Raw genomic sequence first — 17,187 nt, forward strand, 5'->3', positions numbered from 1 at the left:
CCCTTCATCGGTCAACTCACCGACATGACCACGCGCTGGGCCCGATGGTCGGACAGCCCTTCGGAGCCGGGCAGCTCATAGTCGTGCACGGTCACGTCCGGGGTGGTGTACATCCAGTCGATCCGCCACCAGTCGTCGCTCCCGGCACGGAATGTCGTCGGATAGAGCGACGAGAGCGCCCGCGTCTGGTCGACCAGCCTCTCCGGGAGCAGGCGGCGGATTCCCATCGCCGGGGAGGTGTTCAGGTCGCCGGCGAGCACCACGGTGTTACGGTTGGCCGCGATGTCGGTGCCGACCGCCCGATAGCTCGCCTCGCGCCGGAGCTTCCTGCTGAGGTTGTCCTCGCGGGCCTGGGCGTCGTACAGCCGCCAGTCGAGCGGGGGCTGGCCGGCGTGCCAGTCGTAGAAGGACACGATCTTGCCGTTCACGTCGATGTCGGTGCGCAGCGTCTCGACCGCGTAGCTCTCGGGCCAGTCCCGCACCTTCTCCGGGATCACCTTCTGGTCGGCCGGCAGCCACCGCCGCATGTCCAGGGCGCGCCGCCCGACGATCGGGAACCGCGAGAGCGTGATCTGGTGACCCGCCACCGCGACCTGGTAGCCGGGGAACGCGCGGCGCAGCTCGGGCAGCTTGTCGATCCGCAGCGCCAGGTCGGCCTCCCCCCAGCCTTGCGCCATCAGGTCCCCGGCCTTGATGTCGATGTACAGGTACTCGCTCAGCAGGTAGACGTCGGCGTTCAGCCCGCGCAGGTAGTCGTAGAACCCGGGTGAGTACCGTTCACCGGCCGCGGTGCGCCAATCCTGGTCCCAGAACTCGGTGTTCCAGGCGGCCACGGTGATGGCTCCCGGCGGCGCGGGCGGCGGCGTGTACCAGAGGGTCGCGTAGTTGATCCCGCTCTGCCCGGCGCCGAGCACGCCGGTGACGACGAGCAGCGACATGATCCGCCACCGGACCGGACGGGCCATCGGCGCCACGATCATCAGCAGCGCCGGGACCACCAGGAACAGCAGCGGCGGGATCAGCTCGATCGGCGCCCACAGCGACGTGCGCCCGCTCGCCAGCAGATGGGCCGCCACGAACAGCAGCCAGGCCACCGAGGCGGTCACGACCAGCTTGGTGCCCAGGCACCAGCGGCGCCGCGGGCGGACGAAACGCCCAACGCGCGTCGTCCAGCCCTGACCGGGCTGAGCCGGCGCGCTGGTGATCTGCTCCTCGATCGCGACGTCCCGGTCGCTCATCGGCACCGCCTCGGTGAGTAGGCCAGCGTTGAACGTACTGAGCTTTTCTTGTCGCTTTCTTGTCAAGGGCCGCCACGGGAAAAGGCGCCCGGCCGGCGCGAAAAGCGCGACAAGAATGGGACAAGCCCGCCTGGCTAGCGTGAATCGGACGCGAGGTCTGACGCACATCCGTCCGGAACAACGGCCTCTAGCCCCTGGAGCACATCATGAGTCGGGAGCGCCCGCTAGTCTCGGTCATCATTCCCAGCTACAACCGGTCCGACGTATTACGCCTCTGCCTAAGTGCGGTGAAAAACCAGACTTATCCGCATATCGAGGTCATCGTGGTGGACGACTGCGGCACCGAGGACGCGGCCGAGGTGGCCGCGTCGATGGGAGCCAAGGTGCTGCGCACCGAGGTCAACGGCGGCCCCACCCCCGCGCGCAACCTCGGCGCCGAGCACGCCACCGGCGAAGTCCTGCTCTTCCTCGACGCCGACATCGCCCTCGACCCGGACGCCGTCGCGAACGCGGTGACGATACTCGCCTCCGAGCCGTCGATCGGCGCCCTGGGCGGCATCCTGCTGCCCGAGTCGCTGGTGTCCCAGAGCCTCGCCTCGCAATATCGCGCGCTGCAGATGTACCGCTGGTGGATGCCGGCCCACCGGCCGACCCTGGAGTTGCACGCGTCGGTGCTCGCGGTGCCGGCCAAGGTGTTCGCCGAGGTCGGCCCGTTCGACCCGCTGCTGCGCGAGACCGTCTCCTCCGACTACCGCGTCCGCGTGAAGCGGTCCTATGACGTGAAGCTCACCGACGCCGTCCGGGGCCGCAAGGACCACGACGCCACCGTGCGGACGATCCTGGGCAAGGTGTTCCGCCGCGCCCGCATCAGCGCGATGGACTGGCGCAAGGGCGAGACCCCCGGCGACTCCAAGCCGCGCGCCATCGGCGGCGTCCTGCTGCTCGCCGCCGTCCCGGCCCTGGCCCTGCCCATGGCGGTGGGCCGCGCCGGCGCGGTCGTGCCGCCCGCGCTCGTCGCCGCCGCCATCGCCCTGGACGGCGGCACCCACCGCTTCGCCTTCGCCCAGCGGGGCATCCCGTTCGGCCTGTACTTCTCCGGCGTGCACCTCGCCGTCACCTTCACCGGCGCCCTCGGTGGAGCACTGGGCGTCGTGCAGCGCCTCGCGCTCTCGCGCCTGGAGAAGCCCGCCCAGCTGCTCGCCACGCAGGATTAGGTGACCATGCACGTCATAGGCGCAGGTTTCGGCCGGACAGGAACGCTCTCTCTCAAGACCGCGCTGGAGTGGCTCGGCTTCGGGCCGTGCCATCACATGGTGGAGGTGTTCCAGCATCCCGAGCAGATCCGGTCCTGGCGCGAGGCCACCGGCGGGCGCCCGGCGAACTGGGACGACCTGCTCGTCGGCTACGAGTCGTGCGTGGACGGGCCGACCTCCGTCCACTGGCGCGAGCTCGCCGAGCACTATCCGAAGGCCAAGATCATCTTGACCGTGCGCGACCCGGAGCGCTGGGTGGCCAGCATGAACAGGACCCTGTTCATGCAGCGGCGGCGGATGAACTCGCCCGCGGGCAGAGCCGCCGTCCTGCTGTCGAGGCTGCTCGGCACCGATCTCGCCGAGTTCGTCAGGATGGTCGACACGACCCTCGACGCCCAGACCTTCAGAACGCGGGCCGACCGCGAGCCCGGGCGTGCCATCGAGCTGTTCAAGGCGCACACCGAGAAGGTCGTCGCGGCTATCCCGCCCGAGCGGCTGCTCGTCTTCGACGTCGCCGACGGCTGGACGCCGCTCTGCGAGTTCCTCGGCGTCCCGGTGCCGGCCGCGCCGTTCCCCCGGGTGAACAACACCTCCGACTTCACCCAGAGCGGCAGGGGCAGGGCCGCGCCCATGCTCCTGCGCCGGACCAGGTGAGCGGCCGCATGCCGTCCGCGGAGCCGAAAGGGGCAGCGAACATGGAGGAACGACGGCCGCTCGTCTCGGTCATCGTGCCGAACTACAACTACGCCCGCACGCTCGACCTGTGCCTGAGCGCGCTGGAGCGGCAGAGCCACCCCCGCATCGAGGTGATCGTCGTCGACGACCGCAGCACCGACGACTCGGTGGAGATCGCCCACCGGCACGGGGTGCGGGTCGTGGTCACCGACACCAACATCGGCGCGCCGGCGGCGCGCAACCTCGGCGTGGGGTACGCGCACGGGGAGATCCTGTTCTTCCTCGACTCCGACCTGGCGCTGGCCGAGGACGTGGTCGAGCGCGCGGTGGACCTGCTCACCGCCGATCCCACGCTGGGGGTGGTGTGCGGCACCTACGACCCCGAGCCGCTGATCCCCGACAGCATGGTGGAGCGGTACCGCAGCCTCCAGCTGCACTACTGGATCTCCGGCGACGAGGGCGACATCACCACGATCTACTCCGCGCTGTTCGCCATGCGGGCGGAGGTCTTCCACGAGGTGGGGCCGCTCAACCCGGCGCTGCGGCACAGCGAGAACGCCGAGTACGGCCACCGCGTCACAGGGCGGGGGTACCGGATCGTCCTGGACAACAGGATCCGCGGCAGGCACGACCATGACGACCGGCTGCGCGTGGTGCTGTCGAAGTTCTTCCACCGCGCGCGCCTGCACATCCCGCTGTACCTTCGCCGCCCGGACTTCAACGGCGGCCCGGCCAACAGCAGCCGCGGCTGGGGGGCGCTCGCCGCCCTGTTCGCCGTGCTCGCGGCGCCGTTGCCGGCGCTGCTCGGTCCCCTCTGGCTGCTCGCGCCGATCGGGCTGCTGCTCGGCTCGATCGCGGCCGACCTCGGCATGTACCGCTTCGTCCGGCGCTATGCCGGCACGCCGTTCACCGTCTACTTCGCCGCGGTCCACTTCCTGGTGAACGTCACCGTCGGGGTGGCGGTGTTCGCCGGCGCGGCCCAGTGCCTGCTGTCCAGCCGGTTCCGGCGCACCTACGACGTGACGCCCCCCTCCGCGCCGGTGGGGGTGTGAGCATGACCGGCCACTCCCCCCTGGTCTCGGTGATCGTGCCGAACTACAACTACGCCACCTCGCTGGAGCTCTGCCTGCGCGCCATGCAGGCCCAGACCTACCGGCCGATCGAGCTGCTGGTGGTGGACGACGGCAGCACCGACGACTCGGTCGCCGTCGCGCGGCGGCTCGGCGTGCGGGTCGTGAGCACCGAGCGCAACATGGGGGTGGCCGGCGCGCGCAACCTCGGCGTCGCCCACGCCCGTGGCGAGATCCTGGTGTTCGTCGACTCCGACGTGGCCGCCTACCCCGAGTCCGTCGAGGTGGCGGTGGGCATGCTGGCGGCCGATCCGCGGCTCGGCGCGGTGTGCAGCATCCACGACCCCGAGCCGCTGATCCGCGACAGCCTCGTCGAGGAGTACCGCGCGCTGCAGTACTACTACTGGACGGCCAGCTCGGAGGGGCCGATCTCGTTCCTGTTCCCGGCGCTGGTCGCGATGCCCCGCAGGGTGTACGACGAGATCGGCCCGTTCAACACGCAGCTGCGCGAGACCGAGGAGGTCGACTACGGCCACCGTCTCACCCAGCGGTACGACATGGTGCTGACCAGCGCGGTGCGCTCCCGGCACGACCATGACGACAAGCTGTTCAAGCTGCTGCGCAAGCTGTACCGGCGCGGGCGCGCCCGGGTGCCGCTGTACGCCCAGCGGCGGCGCTTCGCCCGCGGGTTCGAGACCTCCAACCGGGCGGGCGGCAGCCTCGCCGCGCTGGCGGCGGTGGCGGCGGTGCCGGTGGCGGCGCTGCTCGGCCCGGCCGGCGCCGCGCTGCCGGTCTTGGCCCTCGCCGTGTCGATCGTCGCCGACCTCGGCATGTACCGGTTCGTGCTGCGCAGGCGCGGCCCGCTGTTCCTGCTGTACTACGGCGCCGTGCACTTCCTGGTGAACCTGGCCATCGCGGGCGGGGTGGCCGCCGGGGTGGCCCGGTGGCTGTGCTCGGCGAGGTTCCGCCGGCTCTACGAGCCGGACCTGCGCGTGCTGCCCTCGGCCGCCGGGGAGGCGGTGAGCTGACGGTCCCGCACGCGCCCGCCCCGGCCGGATCATTCCGGCCGGGGCGGGCGCGTTGGTCGTCGATCAGCCGGTGACCTGGGCGAACAGGAGTTCGCGGGTTCCGGCCCGCCGGGCCGCCCGCGTCAGCGGGTCATGCTCGCCGCACAGAATGCTCTGGTGCAGCGCGCGCAGCTCAGGTCCGGGCTCGATGCCGAGGTGGTCGGCGAGGTACCCGCGCAGGCGGGCGTACAGGGCCACCGCCTCCGCGGTGCGTCCCAGGGCGCAAAGACCGCGCATCAGCATGCTGGCGAGCGGCTCGGCGAGCGGATGGCGGGGAACCAGCGGCGTGAGCTCGCCGACCACCATGTCGGGACGCCCCATCCGCAGGTGCGCCTGCGCCCAGGTGGCGAGGGCGCCGACGAACTGCTGCTCCATGCTGTACCGCATCCGGGCGGCCCAGTCTCCGGGGATGCCGGTCAGCGGCGAGCCGCGCCACAGTTCCATCGCCTCGGCCAGCAGCGCGGCCTGGGCGAGGTCGTCGCCGGCCCGGGCCTGCGCCTGCTTGGCCAGCCGGCGGAACCGGTGGGCGTCCACCCGTTCGGGGTCGACCTCCAGCACATAGCCGCCGCAGTGGCGCTCGATGGAGACCGCGGTCCCCGCCAGCGCCTGCCGCAGGCGTGCGATGTGGGCGTACAGCGAGTCCGCCGCCCGATCCGGCGGAAGATCCCAGACGCGCTCGATCAGCGTCCCGAGGGGTACGGGGCGATCGGCGTCGACCGCCAGTGCGGCCAGCACCGCGCGTCGCTGGGGCGGCCCCAGGGGGACGCGGCGGTCATCGACGGTCACCTCGACCGGTCCCAATAAGCGGACCTCCATTGCCTTCCTTCCGTGTCGCTCTCAGAACGGGACGGCAGCCGCCAGGGACGGGTTGTGGACGAACAGGAGCGTCACACCCAGGGTGGCGGCCCACAACATCGAGTTCGCGACCAGGACGCGGTCGCGCAGCAGGACGCGGACCGGGTCACCGCCGTCTCCGTCGATCAGCTGGATCTGCAGGTAACGGAAGAGGGCGAACAGCGCGAAGGGGGTGGACAACAGCATCGCCGTCTGGCCGTGCTCAGGGCCGAAAGGGCCTTCGTCGCGCAGGTAGGTCAGGCCCGAGACCAGGGCGAGCACGGAGGCGATCTGGAGCAGCCAGTTGGTCAGCTCCATCGAGTAGCCCCGCAGCGCCGGCCGGTGCACGGCCCCGGTCTCCAGCAGTTCCTGGCGCCGCTTGCCGATGAGCAGCAGCAGGGACATCGAGAACACCGTGACGAGCAGCCAGGCGGGCACCGGCCCTCCGGTCACCTCGTATCCCTGAAGGACGCGCAGGACGAAGCCGACCGCCACGGTGCCGACGTCGACCAGCGGGACGTGCTTGAGGAAGCGGCTGTAGGCCACGTTGAGCGGGAGGTACACCAGCACCGGCCAGTACGTCCCCGGCGCCTGGGCGATCACGGCGCCGAGCAGCGCCAGCAGGACGGCGCAGCACAGGCAGGCGGTCAGGACCCCCACGCGGCCGGAGGCGATCGGGCGATGGCGCTTGACGGGATGGTGGCGATCGCGGTGCCGGTCGGCGATGTCGTTGCCGATGTAGACGGCGGCGGACGCCAGGATGAAGGCGATCGTGGCCATGACGATCCCGCCCGCTTCGGCGAGAGTCCACGGAGAGGCGCCGATGAGCGCCAGCGGCACCAGCAGGATCGCCTTGGCCGCGTGCGAGGGGCGGATGAGACCGGCGAGATCCGCCGTGCGGCGCGGCCTGGCCTCCACCACCAGGTCCGGTACGGGTTCGGAACGCTGCGGGCTTTCTGGAACGTCTGCCGATTCGACGACGTGCATGATTTACCCCGGTCAGCTCAGAAGAAGACTTTCGCCAGCGACAGCGCGCCCTGGCGCCACGCGTCGCGGCTCGTCTGGCCCGCGCCGCCCGGCGAGCCGGCCGCGCGGTGTGCCCGCCACCATTCGTAGGTGCGCAGGATCGCGTCCTGGTTGGACAGCCGTGGCCGGAAGCCGAGCCGTTCACGGGCCTTGTCGATGCTCACGTAGGAGTCGGCCAGCAGTTTGAGCACCAGCCGCCCGTACACCGGGGACAGCCTGCTCCGCTCCAGCAGCCGCAGCCCGGCGAGGGCCGGGCGGGCGGGCAGCGAGACGACGCGCCTGCCGTGGCCGGCCGCGTCGAGCACCGCCTGGAAGTCCTCCCGCAGCGTGCCGAACTCGGCGGCCGCCAGGTTGTAGGTGTCGTTCGCGACGGCGGGCGGGGCCTTGAGGACGCCGGTCACGGCGTCCACCAGGTCCTCTATGGCGAACATCTGGATGCGCCCGTCGCCGCGGCCGAGGATCGGGAAGTTGCGGCCCTCCTCGGCCCACTCGAAGAGCATCGCGAACAGGCCCATGCGGCCGGGACCGAGGAAGGTCTTGGGGCGCAGTATCGGGACGCACATCCCACCGGAACGGTACTTCTCGGCCAGTTCCTCCGCCTCGGCCTTGGCCCTGGTGTAGGGGTCGACCGGCTCGCGCGGATGTTCCTCCGGCGTGGGCACCAGCTTCGGCAGCCCGTACACGGCGGTGGAGGAGATGTGGACCAGCCGTTCCACGCCGGCCCGGCGCCCGGCCTCGAGGACGGTGTGGGTGCCGTTGACGATCAGGTCGTGGATCTGTTCGGCGGGGTAGCTCGGCAGCGCGCCGGCGCAGTGCACGACCGCGTCGGCCCCGGTCATCATCTCGGTCATCAGCGACAGGTCGCGGATGTCGCCGAGCCGGTGCCGCGCTCCCGGAAGCGGCTCGGGCAGCGGCCGCACGTCCACGCCGAGCACGTCGTGGCCCTCGAGGACGAGCCGGCGGGCCAGGTTGCCGCCGAGCATTCCGGCGCTGCCGGTCACTACGACCCGGTAGACCATCGCGACCCCACCTTCTCCCGCACGAATCGGCCGAGCAGCCGCGGCAGGCCCTTGGCCAGTGTCTTGTCGAGGCAGTCCAGGAAGTACTCGACGTCGGCGGGCTCGATGGCGAGGGTGGGCGCGACGACGAGGGGGTTGTCGGCGTTCGGGCTGTAGTACGAGACGATCCCGTGTTCGCGGTAGAGGTCGGCGATCACCGACAGGGTGATCAGCTTGGTGCGGAACTGCGGGTCTCCGGAGAAGCCCGGCGCCAGCTTGGCGGCCAGGTCGAGCACCTTCGGACCACCGATCAGGAACACCCCCCACAGCGCTCCCGTACCGGTCACGCGGCCGACCACGTCGGGGTAGCGCTTCTGGATGTTCTCCAGGCCGGGGCGCAGGATGCGCTCGATCTGGCGCGCTCGCGCGGGATAGTCGTCCTCGACGACCACGTTGACCGCCTCGATGGCGGTGACGGTCTCCTCGCCGAAACCGTAGTAGGTCGTGCTGTGCAGGATGACGTCGGAGAGCCGGTCGTAGGCCTTGCGGAAGACGCGCTCGCGCGCGGTGTACCCCGCGATCGACGCCTTGCCGCCGCCCAGCGACTTGGAGTACACCAGGATGTCGGGCAGCAGGTCCGGGTAGCGCATGAAATAGAACAGGCTGCCCGTCTTCCCCCAGCCCGTGTACACCTCGTCGAAGATCAGCATGATGTCGTGCTCGTCGCAGAGCCGTCGCAGCTCGTACAGGTCCGTCTCCGACCACGAGCGCATGCTCGAGGCGCTGAACGGCTCGGCCATGATCGCGTAGACGTCGCACTTCCCGTCGGGGGTGCGCGCCGCCTCGATCGCCTCCCGCACGGCCGCGACGTCGCCGTAGGGGTAGACGACGATGCCCGGAAGCCCGGGGAAGCGGAAGGCGTTCTCGGCCGATCCGGTCAGGCTCCCCGCGCCGAGGGTCTTGCCGTGGAAGCTGATGTCGGATCGCAGGATCGTGTTGCGCCGCCCGCCGTGGTACTTGTACGCCATCTTGATGGCGCCCTCGTTGGCCTCGGCGCCCGAGTTCGGGAAGTAGGAGATGTTCAGGTCGCCCGGCAGCAGCTCGGCGATGTTGTGGCTCAGCGCGGCCACGTACGGGGAGAAGAACGCCTTGTGCACCTCCATGCGCCGCAGCTCGGCGTAGCGGCGGCGGGCCGCGAGGATCCTCGGGTGGTTGTGGCCGTGGTTGAGGACGCCGACCCCTCCGGTGACGTCGAGGATCCGGCGACCGTCGCGTGTCCAGATCCAGGCGCCCTCGGCGCGTTCGACGAGTTCACGGCCGAATCCGAAGGAGGTCATGAGATTGACCTGACTGCGGCTGACATACCTTCTGTACAGGTCTTGCACCTGTTTTACGCTGAGATTCTCACACTCATCGACGCCGATCAGTTCAGACACGTCTGCCCTTCCCTTACGCGTTCGCACGAATTCCGCAAGGTGCCGGCCTTCCTCTCCGCGACGAGAAGAAGAAAGACATGTCAGCAATAGTGGTAAATATGGCTATACCTGGCACCATACAAATATGTATAGGTCGACGCCGTCGTGCGGCGAGGAACCATGCGGCTCCGCCGCGCCGGGCGCCCGTCACGCGACGGGATCAGGCCGGCCACCTCGTCGTCGAGCCATGGGGAACCGGCGGTGACAGCTCCGGCGACATCTCCGGACGCCGCAGGATCTGGACGCCGAACTCGGCGCTCCGCTCCGTCCGCCGGTCGGGCGGGTCGCCGGCGGCGCGGGCGATGACCAGATAGCTGTGCAGCGCCCGTCGCACGGCCCGCGCCTGGTCGTCCTCGGTCTCCTCGTGCCTGCCCCGTTCGCGGGCGAACAGGCGGAGCAGGTCGTGCATGCGATATCGGCCCGGCTCGCGGGCTTCGAGGAGCTGGACGTCGGCGAGGCGGTCCAGGAGGTCGGCGGCCTGTTCCTCGGAGCGGCCGGCCAGGGCGGCGGCGACCGTGACGCTGATGTCGGACCCGCCGAGCAGGCTGAGCAGCCGGAACATCCGGGCCTCCTCGGCGTCCAGGCCCCGGTAGCTCATCATGAAGCACGCCCGGACGGCCCGGTCGTCGGCCTGGAGCTCGGACAGGCGGCGGTCCTCGACGGAAAGACGGCCGGCGAAGGCGCGCAGCGACAGGCCGGGCCGGGCGATGAGCCGGGCGGCGGCGATCCTGATCGCCAGGGGCAGGCCGCCGCAGAGCCGCGCGATCGTGTGGGCGGCCGGCTGGTCCGCGGCGACGCGCTCCTGGCCGATCAGGCGGCTCAGCAAGGTGAACGTCTCGTCCTCGGCCATGACGCCGAGGCGGAGATGCGCGACGGCGTCCAGCGAGGTGAGCATCCTGCGGGCGGTGATCAGCACCCGGCAGGTGGGACTCGCGGGCAACAGCGGCCGCACCTGCGCGGCGTCACAGGCGTTGTCGAGCAGCAGGAGCAGGCGCCTGCCGTCGGTCAGCGAACGGAACCGCGCCGCCGCCTCGTCCACGTCGGCCGGCGGCGCGGACTCCTCACCGAGGGATCGCGACAGGCGGGCGAGGACGTCGGCGGGATTCAGCGGTGCGACGTCGGGGGTCGAGCCGTGCAGGTTCACGTACAGCCGGCCGTCGGGAAAGCGGTCCGCGACCTGGCGGGCGACGTGCACGGCGAGCGCGGACTTGCCGATGCCGGCCGCCCCGGTGATCGCGGATATGACGAGCGCGCCGGAGTCCCCGGAGGTCAGCGCCGCCTCCAGGCGGGAGACCTCGGAGACCCGCCCGGTGAAGGCGGCCGAGTCGAGCGGCAGCTCGGCCGGGGCGAAGCCCCTGCGGGCGGGGACCGCCCGGGGCGGGGCCAGGGTGGGGTCGTCGGCCAGGATGCGCCGGTGCATGACGACCAGGTCCGGGCCGGGATCGATGCCCAGTTCGGCCGCGAGCGTCTCCCGCGCGGCCTGGTACACCGCGAGCGCGTCGGCCCGGCAGCCGGAGCGGTACAGGGCCAGCATGAGCTGGGCCATGCGCCGTTCGTTCAGCGGGTCACCGCGGGTCAGCGCCTCCAGGTCGGCGAGCACCTCGCCATGCTGGCCGAGGGCGAGGCGGGCCTCCAGCGAGGCGTCCACGACGGTCGCCCTCAGCCGTTCCAGCCGGGCCGTCTCGCCGCGCAACGGCGCGGGCAGGGTCAGCCCCTCAAGGACGGCCTCGGCGCGCCACAGGCCGAGGGCGCGGGTCAGCCGTTCGAGCGCGACATCGTTGCGCCCTTCGGACAGCGCCCGGTGTCCCTGCGCGGCGAGTTCCTCGAACAAGGTCACGTCGACCTCGCCGGCGGCGACCCGGAGCACGTACCCGTTGGAGCCCGCCTCGATACGGGACGGAGAGCCGAGCACCCTGCGCAGCGCGGAGATGTAGGTGTAGAGGTTCGACTCGGCGTTGGCGGGAGCCCGCTCGCCCCACAGCCAGTCGAGCATCCGCCGGCTCGGGATCGCCTTGCCCGCGTTGAGCAGCAGGGCGGCGAGCAGCAGCCGCTGTTTTCGCCGCCCGAGGGCGATCGGCTTCCCATGGTGCGCCCGGACCTCGATCGGTCCGAGGATCTTGAAATCCATCCTCATCACCTTGCAGCGCACAGTGACCACGAACATGAACCGTACAAATGCATATTCATCGGGTTTGCTGCGACCATGATCGACGGGACTGGCCTTCGAGCGGCGGCCTCGAGGCAGGGAGCAGATTGATCGCGCGGCCGGAATGCCCGGGCACGCCGGCGCTCCGCGAGGTGATCATCGACGTCGGACATCCGGTCTCCGGCCACGCGGAAAGAAGGGAAGCCTCCGAGAAGGCGTTGACGGGATCGCGCGCGACCGCCCGCCGGATGAAACGTTCACCAGGCGGCGAAAACGTATGCCCGGCGCCCTCCTACGGCCCGCTCGCGTGAATCCGGATTCCGCGCGGCCTTCGCGCGGCCGGCCGGACGGTCCGGCCCTCTATGCCGATCAGATCGGGCACGCATGCCTTCCTTCCATTGCACGGGCGGCTCGAGCCCGCAGGCGGCGGCGGTGAACCCTCGGCGGAGTGGCGGCCATTGGCACAGCGGCGACGGCAGCACAACAGTAGGTATGGCCGCCCGAATTCACGTAGCGCGGACCAGATTTTTCATCATTCGTCACGAAGCCTTCGATATTGCCGGGCCACTCCCGTCGCCGGTGGTGCGGGCGTTTCGTGATCCCCCGCAACCGGACACCATAAATCCACATTTCGGCCCATTCCGGTCAGGGTGGCATATGTCCAGACTTGGTCTGTAGCATCCGTTGCAACCCACGTCCCTGACCGACGGAGTGTCCGGCATGGGAGACTTATTCCGCGTGCTTCACAATAGGCTGGACGCCAACGCCCGCCGCGCCGTGGACGTCTACGCGCGGGAACTGGCCGAATACCGAATGATGTCGACGGCTTCGCGAGGGCGCAGCTCATTAATGGATTTCGCGGTGATCCTGCGCCGGCGCATGATCACCCTCGCCGAGGACGACCAGCCCTTCGACGACGAGGACCTCGCCTACATATCGTCGGTCGGCAAGGAGCGCGGCGAGACGGGCGTGTCGCTGGCCTCCCACCGGCGGGTGCTCGTCCTGCACTCCAGCCTCACGCTCAGCGAGATCAAGGACGCGGCCGGCCCCAACGACCTCGACGCCCTGATGCTGACGCTCGGCTGGCTCGCGCCCCAAGGCGTGATCGCCCAGAACGCCTACACCCGCGGGTACATGGAGGGCCAGGAACGCCACCTGCCCCTGGTCACCCGCGTCCAGCTTCTCGCCAAGATGCTGCTCGCCGACGACCCCGCCGCCCCCGACCTGGCCGGCAATCTCTGCATGCCCGTGCCCGAACGCTACCTCGTGACGGTCGTGCGCATCGCGGGCCGGCCGTTCCGCTGGGTGGAGCGGGTGCGGGACGAGATCATCGAGGCGCTGGTCGAGGCCCACCGGGTCCCGCTGGCCTGGCCCTCCCGGGAGGAGTTCGTGGCACTGGTGCCGGAGGGCGGCGGGCCGACGGCGGTGGAGCGCGCGCTGGCCCTCGTCCGCGAGTTCTCGGCCGCGATCGGCCGGCCGTGCTCGACCGGCTCCGCCCTGGGCCGCGTCAACGCGCTGGCCGGAGCGCTCGCCATGGCCCGACAGGTCAGCCAGGTGGCGCCCGTCCAGACCGTCCCGCGTCGCGTCCACGGCATGCCCGACGTCTTCGTCGAACTCGGCGCCGCCCAGCTTCCCCAGGTCGACGAGTGGCTGCGCGGCGTCGCCCGGCGGCTCGACGCGGGTCCCGACCTGCTGACGACCTTGGAGGTCTACTATCGATGCGACATGAACCGGCTGCTCGCCGCCGCCTCCCTGCACATCCACCCCCGCACGCTGGACTACCGCCTCCAGCGGGTCCGCGAACTGACCGGTCTGAACCCCGGCTCCACCCGCGGTGTGCGCGTCCTGAACACCGCCGTCGCCCGCGCCCTCGCCGGCGGCCGGCCGGACCCGGACGACGCGCTGATCTGACGCGTGTCACGGGGTTTTCCGAATGTTTCGACGTGACGGAAACGTGTCTTGACAGGCCGACTTACACAAATCTAGATTGACGTGCCGTCCGTAAATGTCGCATACGTATCGAAAAGTTTCGGCGGGCCTCGAAAGAGTGGACGACCGGCGTCAGACGATGCCGGTCCCGGCCCGCCGGTCACCGCATCGACGACCATGGAGCCGCGGCCGGCCCGCGGTGCTCGAGTACGGAGATCAGCGTGGAGCCCAGGACAACGTCCCGCCGCACCTTCCTCAGTCTTTCGCTGGGCCTGCCCCTCGGAGCCGCGCTCGCCGCTTGCGGCAGTTCGGGACCCGGCACCAGCGCGGGTGGCGGCGGAGGTGGAGGCGGCGCCAAGGCCACCTATTGGTACCTGTCGACGCAGCCCGCGGAGGGCATCCGCAAGGCGGCCGTGGACCGGTTCAACCAGGCCAACCCCAACGGTCAGATCACCGCCACGCCCTTCCAGAACGACGCCTACAAGACCAAGGTCAAGACGGCGATCGGCGCCGGCCAGGCGCCCACGCTCATCTTCGGCTGGGGCGGCGGCACCCTGCGCAGCTACGCGCAGGCCGGCCAGGTCGATGACCTGACCCCCTGGTTGCAGCAGAACGCCGCCGTCAAGGACCGGCTGTTCGACTCCGCCTTCCCCGCCGCGACGATCGACGGCAAGATCTACGCGCTCCCCATCGAGCGGGTGCAGCCGATCGTCCTGTTCTACAACAAGAAGGTGTTCGAGCAGGTCGGCGCCAAGCCCCCGGAGACCTGGGGCGACATCATGGACCTGGTGCCCAAGTTCACCGCCAAGGGCATCGCCCCGTTCTCCCTGGCCGGGCAGTCGCGCTGGACCAACATGATGTGGCTGGAGTTCCTCTACGACCGCATCGGCGGTTCGGAGGTCTTCCAGGCCGTGTTCGACGGCGAGAAGGACGCCTGGAACAACCCGGCCTCCCTGGAGGCTCTGGCCAAGGTGCAGGAACTGGTCAAGGCCGGCGGCTTCATCAAGGGCTTCTCCTCCATCACCGCCGACTCCAACGCCGACCAGGCGCTGCTGTACACCGGCAAGGCCGCGATGATGCTCCACGGAACCTGGTCCTACGGCGTCCAGAAAGACCAGGGCGGTGACTTCGTGCCGAGCGGCGGCCTGGGCTACATGAACTTCCCGCCGATCGACGGCGGCAAGGGGGACATCAGCGACACCGTCGGCAACCCCGCCCAGTACCTGTCCATCTCCTCCAAGGCCACCCCGGAGGAGAAGGAGATCGCCAAGAAGTTCCTCGCCACCGGGCTGTCCACCGACCAGGAGGTCAAGGACTGGATCGAGAAGGCAGGGTCGGTGCCGATCGTCAAGGGCACCGACAGCCAGCTGGCCGCCTCCAAGGACGCCGAGTGGCTGAAGTTCCAGTACGACATCGCCAGCAAGGCCAAGGTGTTCGCCCAGTCGTGGGACCAGGCGCTCAGCCCGACGGCGGCCGAGGTGCTGCTGGACAACATCTCCAAGCTCTTCCAGCTGTCCATCTCCCCCCAGCAGTTCGCGACCAACATGAACGCGGTCATCGGCAAGTGAGCACCCTCGCGGCCTCCGCCCCGCGAGGGACTCCGCCCGCCGCCACGCGCGGCGGGGAGCGCTCCCTCGCGTGGCTGGCCCTTCCCGCACTGATCGTCTTCATCGCGTTCGCCGTGATCCCGCTGATCGGGGTCCTGCTGCTCAGCTTCACCACCTGGGACCAGGTCGGCGTCATCCAGCCGTCCGGCCTCACGAGCTGGCGCGCCGTCCTGTCCGACCCCGGGCTCCCGCACGCGCTGTGGGTGACGTTCCTGGTGGTGGCCGTCTCCTGGGCCGTCCAGACGCCGCTGAGCCTGCTGCTCGGGGTGTTCCTGGCCGGCGCCCAGCGCTACCGCGCCGTACTGGCGGTGCTCTACTTCATCCCGCTCCTGCTCAGCTCGGCGGCCATCGCCGTCGCCTACAAGGCGCTGCTCGACCCGAACTTCGGCCTCGGCGCCGGGCTCGGACTCGATCTGCTCCGCCAGGACTGGCTGGGAGAGGGCCACCTCGCCTTCGCCGTAGTGATCTTCGTGGTGTCGTGGCAGTACATCCCGTTCCACTCGCTGATCTACCAAGGCGGGGTGCGCCAGATCCCGAAGTCGTTGTACGAGGCCGCCGAGATAGACGGCGCCGGGCGCGTCCGCACGTTCTTCAACATCACCCTGCCGCAGCTGAAGTACACGATCATCACCTCCTCGACGCTCATGGTGGTGGGGTCGCTGACCTTCTTCGACCTGATCTTCGTGCTCACCGCCGGCGGCCCGGGGGACGCGACCCGCGTGCTCGCCCTGGACATGTACAAGCGGGGCTTCCAGGCCAACCTCATGGGCCCGGCCAGCGCGATCGCCGTCATCCTCGTCCTGGTCGGCCTCGCCCTGGCGCTGCTGCTGCGCCGGCTCGGCGGGGGAAGCGACAGCACCAGCCAGCTGGACGGAGCCTGACATGGGAACGACCGTCATCGAGGCCCCCGACCGGACGGCCGAGCGCCACGCCCAAGGGCGCGCCGGCAAGCCGACCCACCACCGCAACTGGCTGGGCGGCGCGGCCGGGTGGCTGTGGCTGGCCATCGTCATCGTGCCGATCTACTGGATCGTCATCACCAGCTTCAAGGCCCAGTCGAGCTACTACGCGGCCAACCCGCTCGCGCCCCCGCTCGAGCCGACCCTGGAGAACTACCGGGCGGTCATCGAGGCGGACTTCGCGCAGTACTTCATCAACAGCGTCATCGTCACCGTCGGCGCGATCGTCCCCGCGGTGGTCTTCTCGTTCATGGCCGCCTTCGCCATCGTGCGCAGCGGCGGCGGCCGCTTCCTGAGCGGGGTCAGATGGATGTTCATGATGGGCCTGGCCATCCCGCTACAGGCGGTGATCATCCCGATCTACCTGATCATCATCCGGCTCCAGATGTACGACACCCTGATGGCGATGATCCTGCCGTCGATCGCCTTCGCCATCCCGCTGTCGGTGCTGGTGCTGGCCAACTTCATCCGTGACGTGCCCAAAGAGCTGTTCGAGTCGATGCGGATGGACGGCGCGAGCACCTGGGTGATCCTCTGGCGCCTGGCCTTCCCGCTCACCCGCCCGGCGGTGGTGACGGTGACCATCTACAACGGGCTGCACACCTGGAACAACTTCCTGCTCCCCCTCATCCTCACCCAGGACCCGAGCAAGCGGACGCTGCCGCTGGCCCTGTGGTCCTTCCAGGGCGATCACGGCGTCAACGTCCCGGCGGTCCTGGCCGCCGTCGTCCTGACCACCCTGCCCATCCTCGTGCTCTACGTCGTCGGCCGCCGCCAGCTTCTCAGCGGCCTCACCGCCGGCTTCAGCAAGTAACCCCGGCGGGGAGGCCCGGCCCGGCCACACCGGGCCGGGCCTGCCGCGTCCCCGTCACTCGGAGCCGGGACGCCGCCCGGCGCGGCGCGCCGGTCA

14 protein-coding genes are annotated in these 17,187 nt (G+C 70.2%); 8 read left to right on the forward strand and 6 right to left on the reverse strand.

The window, feature by feature from the left end; genetic code table 11:
- Nucleotides 1-11: 11 nt before the first annotated feature.
- Nucleotides 12-1,238, reverse strand: a complete 1,227-nt coding sequence (locus ACFO60_RS35885; RefSeq protein WP_380850140.1) for an endonuclease/exonuclease/phosphatase family protein — start codon at nucleotides 1,236-1,238, stop codon at nucleotides 12-14.
- Nucleotides 1,239-1,444: 206 nt separating this feature from the next.
- On the opposite strand from ACFO60_RS35885, the gene ACFO60_RS35890 reads away from it, so the two are divergent.
- From ACFO60_RS35890 to ACFO60_RS35905, 4 genes are read left to right on the forward strand one after another with little or no spacing between them, the layout of a single operon-like run.
- The gene (locus ACFO60_RS35890) at nucleotides 1,445-2,452 is read left to right on the forward strand and encodes a glycosyltransferase family 2 protein (RefSeq protein WP_380850143.1); all 1,008 of its coding nucleotides are present in this window, start codon (nucleotides 1,445-1,447) and stop codon (nucleotides 2,450-2,452) included.
- A 6-nt stretch (nucleotides 2,453-2,458) separates the two neighbouring features.
- The gene (locus ACFO60_RS35895; protein WP_380850146.1) at nucleotides 2,459-3,145 is read left to right on the forward strand and encodes a sulfotransferase family protein; all 687 of its coding nucleotides are present in this window, start codon (nucleotides 2,459-2,461) and stop codon (nucleotides 3,143-3,145) included.
- Between the two features lie 41 nt (nucleotides 3,146-3,186).
- Nucleotides 3,187-4,218: a glycosyltransferase family 2 protein gene (locus ACFO60_RS35900; protein WP_380850149.1), complete on the forward strand. Its 1,032-nt coding sequence runs from the start codon at nucleotides 3,187-3,189 to the stop codon at nucleotides 4,216-4,218.
- Between the two features lie 2 nt (nucleotides 4,219-4,220).
- Nucleotides 4,221-5,264, forward strand: coding sequence for a glycosyltransferase family 2 protein (locus ACFO60_RS35905; RefSeq protein WP_380850152.1), 1,044 nt, complete (start codon nucleotides 4,221-4,223; stop codon nucleotides 5,262-5,264).
- A gap of 63 nt (nucleotides 5,265-5,327) precedes the next feature.
- Here ACFO60_RS35905 and ACFO60_RS35910 read toward each other — a convergent pair whose 3' ends face one another.
- The 5 genes from ACFO60_RS35910 to ACFO60_RS35930 all read right to left on the reverse strand — a co-directional run bounded on the left by ACFO60_RS35910 (nucleotide 5,328) and on the right by ACFO60_RS35930 (nucleotide 11,764).
- A complete protein-coding gene (locus ACFO60_RS35910; protein ID WP_380850155.1) occupies nucleotides 5,328-6,119 on the reverse strand; it encodes an AfsR/SARP family transcriptional regulator in 792 nt (263 codons plus the stop codon).
- 21 nt (nucleotides 6,120-6,140) lie between these two features.
- Nucleotides 6,141-7,124: a UbiA prenyltransferase family protein gene (locus ACFO60_RS35915; protein WP_380850158.1), complete on the reverse strand. Its 984-nt coding sequence runs from the start codon at nucleotides 7,122-7,124 to the stop codon at nucleotides 6,141-6,143.
- Nucleotides 7,125-7,141: 17 nt separating this feature from the next.
- Complete coding sequence (locus ACFO60_RS35920) at nucleotides 7,142-8,182, reverse strand: NAD-dependent epimerase/dehydratase family protein (RefSeq protein WP_380850161.1); 1,041 nt, start codon at nucleotides 8,180-8,182, stop codon at nucleotides 7,142-7,144.
- A complete protein-coding gene (locus ACFO60_RS35925) occupies nucleotides 8,164-9,498 on the reverse strand; it encodes an aspartate aminotransferase family protein (RefSeq protein WP_380850164.1) in 1,335 nt (444 codons plus the stop codon). The genes ACFO60_RS35920 and ACFO60_RS35925 overlap by 19 nt, the downstream gene beginning before the upstream one ends.
- A 298-nt stretch (nucleotides 9,499-9,796) precedes the next feature.
- On the reverse strand, nucleotides 9,797-11,764 hold the full coding sequence (locus tag ACFO60_RS35930) for an AfsR/SARP family transcriptional regulator (RefSeq protein ID WP_380850167.1): 1,968 nt from the start codon (nucleotides 11,762-11,764) through the stop codon (nucleotides 9,797-9,799).
- 756 nt (nucleotides 11,765-12,520) lie between these two features.
- Between ACFO60_RS35930 and ACFO60_RS35935 the strand changes: the two genes are divergently transcribed.
- From ACFO60_RS35935 to ACFO60_RS35950, 4 genes are all read left to right on the forward strand, one after another.
- Nucleotides 12,521-13,693 carry a PucR family transcriptional regulator gene (locus tag ACFO60_RS35935; RefSeq protein WP_380850170.1) on the forward strand — a complete coding sequence of 391 codons (1,173 nt, stop codon included), beginning with the start codon at nucleotides 12,521-12,523 and terminating at the stop codon, nucleotides 13,691-13,693.
- A gap of 239 nt (nucleotides 13,694-13,932) precedes the next feature.
- Nucleotides 13,933-15,279: an extracellular solute-binding protein gene (locus ACFO60_RS35940; protein WP_380850173.1), complete on the forward strand. Its 1,347-nt coding sequence runs from the start codon at nucleotides 13,933-13,935 to the stop codon at nucleotides 15,277-15,279.
- Entirely contained in the window at nucleotides 15,276-16,199 is a 924-nt protein-coding gene (locus tag ACFO60_RS35945) for a carbohydrate ABC transporter permease (RefSeq protein WP_380850176.1), read from the forward strand. Before ACFO60_RS35940 ends, ACFO60_RS35945 begins: the two co-directional genes overlap by 4 nt.
- Nucleotide 16,200: 1 nt before the next feature.
- Nucleotides 16,201-17,091, forward strand: coding sequence for a carbohydrate ABC transporter permease (locus ACFO60_RS35950; protein ID WP_380850179.1), 891 nt, complete (start codon nucleotides 16,201-16,203; stop codon nucleotides 17,089-17,091).
- Nucleotides 17,092-17,187: the final 96 nt, after the last annotated feature.

It is taken from the genome of Sphaerisporangium dianthi, assembly GCF_042654065.1.
In the GTDB taxonomy this organism is placed as follows: Bacteria; Actinomycetota; Actinomycetes; order Streptosporangiales; family Streptosporangiaceae; genus Sphaerisporangium; species Sphaerisporangium dianthi.

What these genes read in the sequence shown, in the direction of transcription:
- ACFO60_RS35900 (WP_380850149.1), top strand. Translation starts at nt 3,187, where the DNA reads ATGGAGGAACGACGGCCGCTCGTCTCGGTCATCGTGCCGAACTACAAC.
- ACFO60_RS35905 (WP_380850152.1), top strand. Translation starts at nt 4,221, where the DNA reads ATGACCGGCCACTCCCCCCTGGTCTCGGTGATCGTGCCGAACTACAAC.
- ACFO60_RS35950 (WP_380850179.1), top strand. Translation starts at nt 16,201, where the DNA reads ATGGGAACGACCGTCATCGAGGCCCCCGACCGGACGGCCGAGCGCCAC.
- ACFO60_RS35930 (WP_380850167.1), bottom strand. Translation starts at nt 11,764, where the DNA reads ATGGATTTCAAGATCCTCGGACCGATCGAGGTCCGGGCGCACCATGGG.
- ACFO60_RS35910 (WP_380850155.1), bottom strand. Translation starts at nt 6,119, where the DNA reads ATGGAGGTCCGCTTATTGGGACCGGTCGAGGTGACCGTCGATGACCGC.
- ACFO60_RS35895 (WP_380850146.1), top strand. Translation starts at nt 2,459, where the DNA reads ATGCACGTCATAGGCGCAGGTTTCGGCCGGACAGGAACGCTCTCTCTC.
- ACFO60_RS35915 (WP_380850158.1), bottom strand. Translation starts at nt 7,124, where the DNA reads ATGCACGTCGTCGAATCGGCAGACGTTCCAGAAAGCCCGCAGCGTTCC.
- ACFO60_RS35885 (WP_380850140.1), bottom strand. Translation starts at nt 1,238, where the DNA reads ATGAGCGACCGGGACGTCGCGATCGAGGAGCAGATCACCAGCGCGCCG.
- ACFO60_RS35920 (WP_380850161.1), bottom strand. Translation starts at nt 8,182, where the DNA reads ATGGTCTACCGGGTCGTAGTGACCGGCAGCGCCGGAATGCTCGGCGGC.
- ACFO60_RS35925 (WP_380850164.1), bottom strand. Translation starts at nt 9,498, where the DNA reads ATGACCTCCTTCGGATTCGGCCGTGAACTCGTCGAACGCGCCGAGGGC.
- ACFO60_RS35890 (WP_380850143.1), top strand. Translation starts at nt 1,445, where the DNA reads ATGAGTCGGGAGCGCCCGCTAGTCTCGGTCATCATTCCCAGCTACAAC.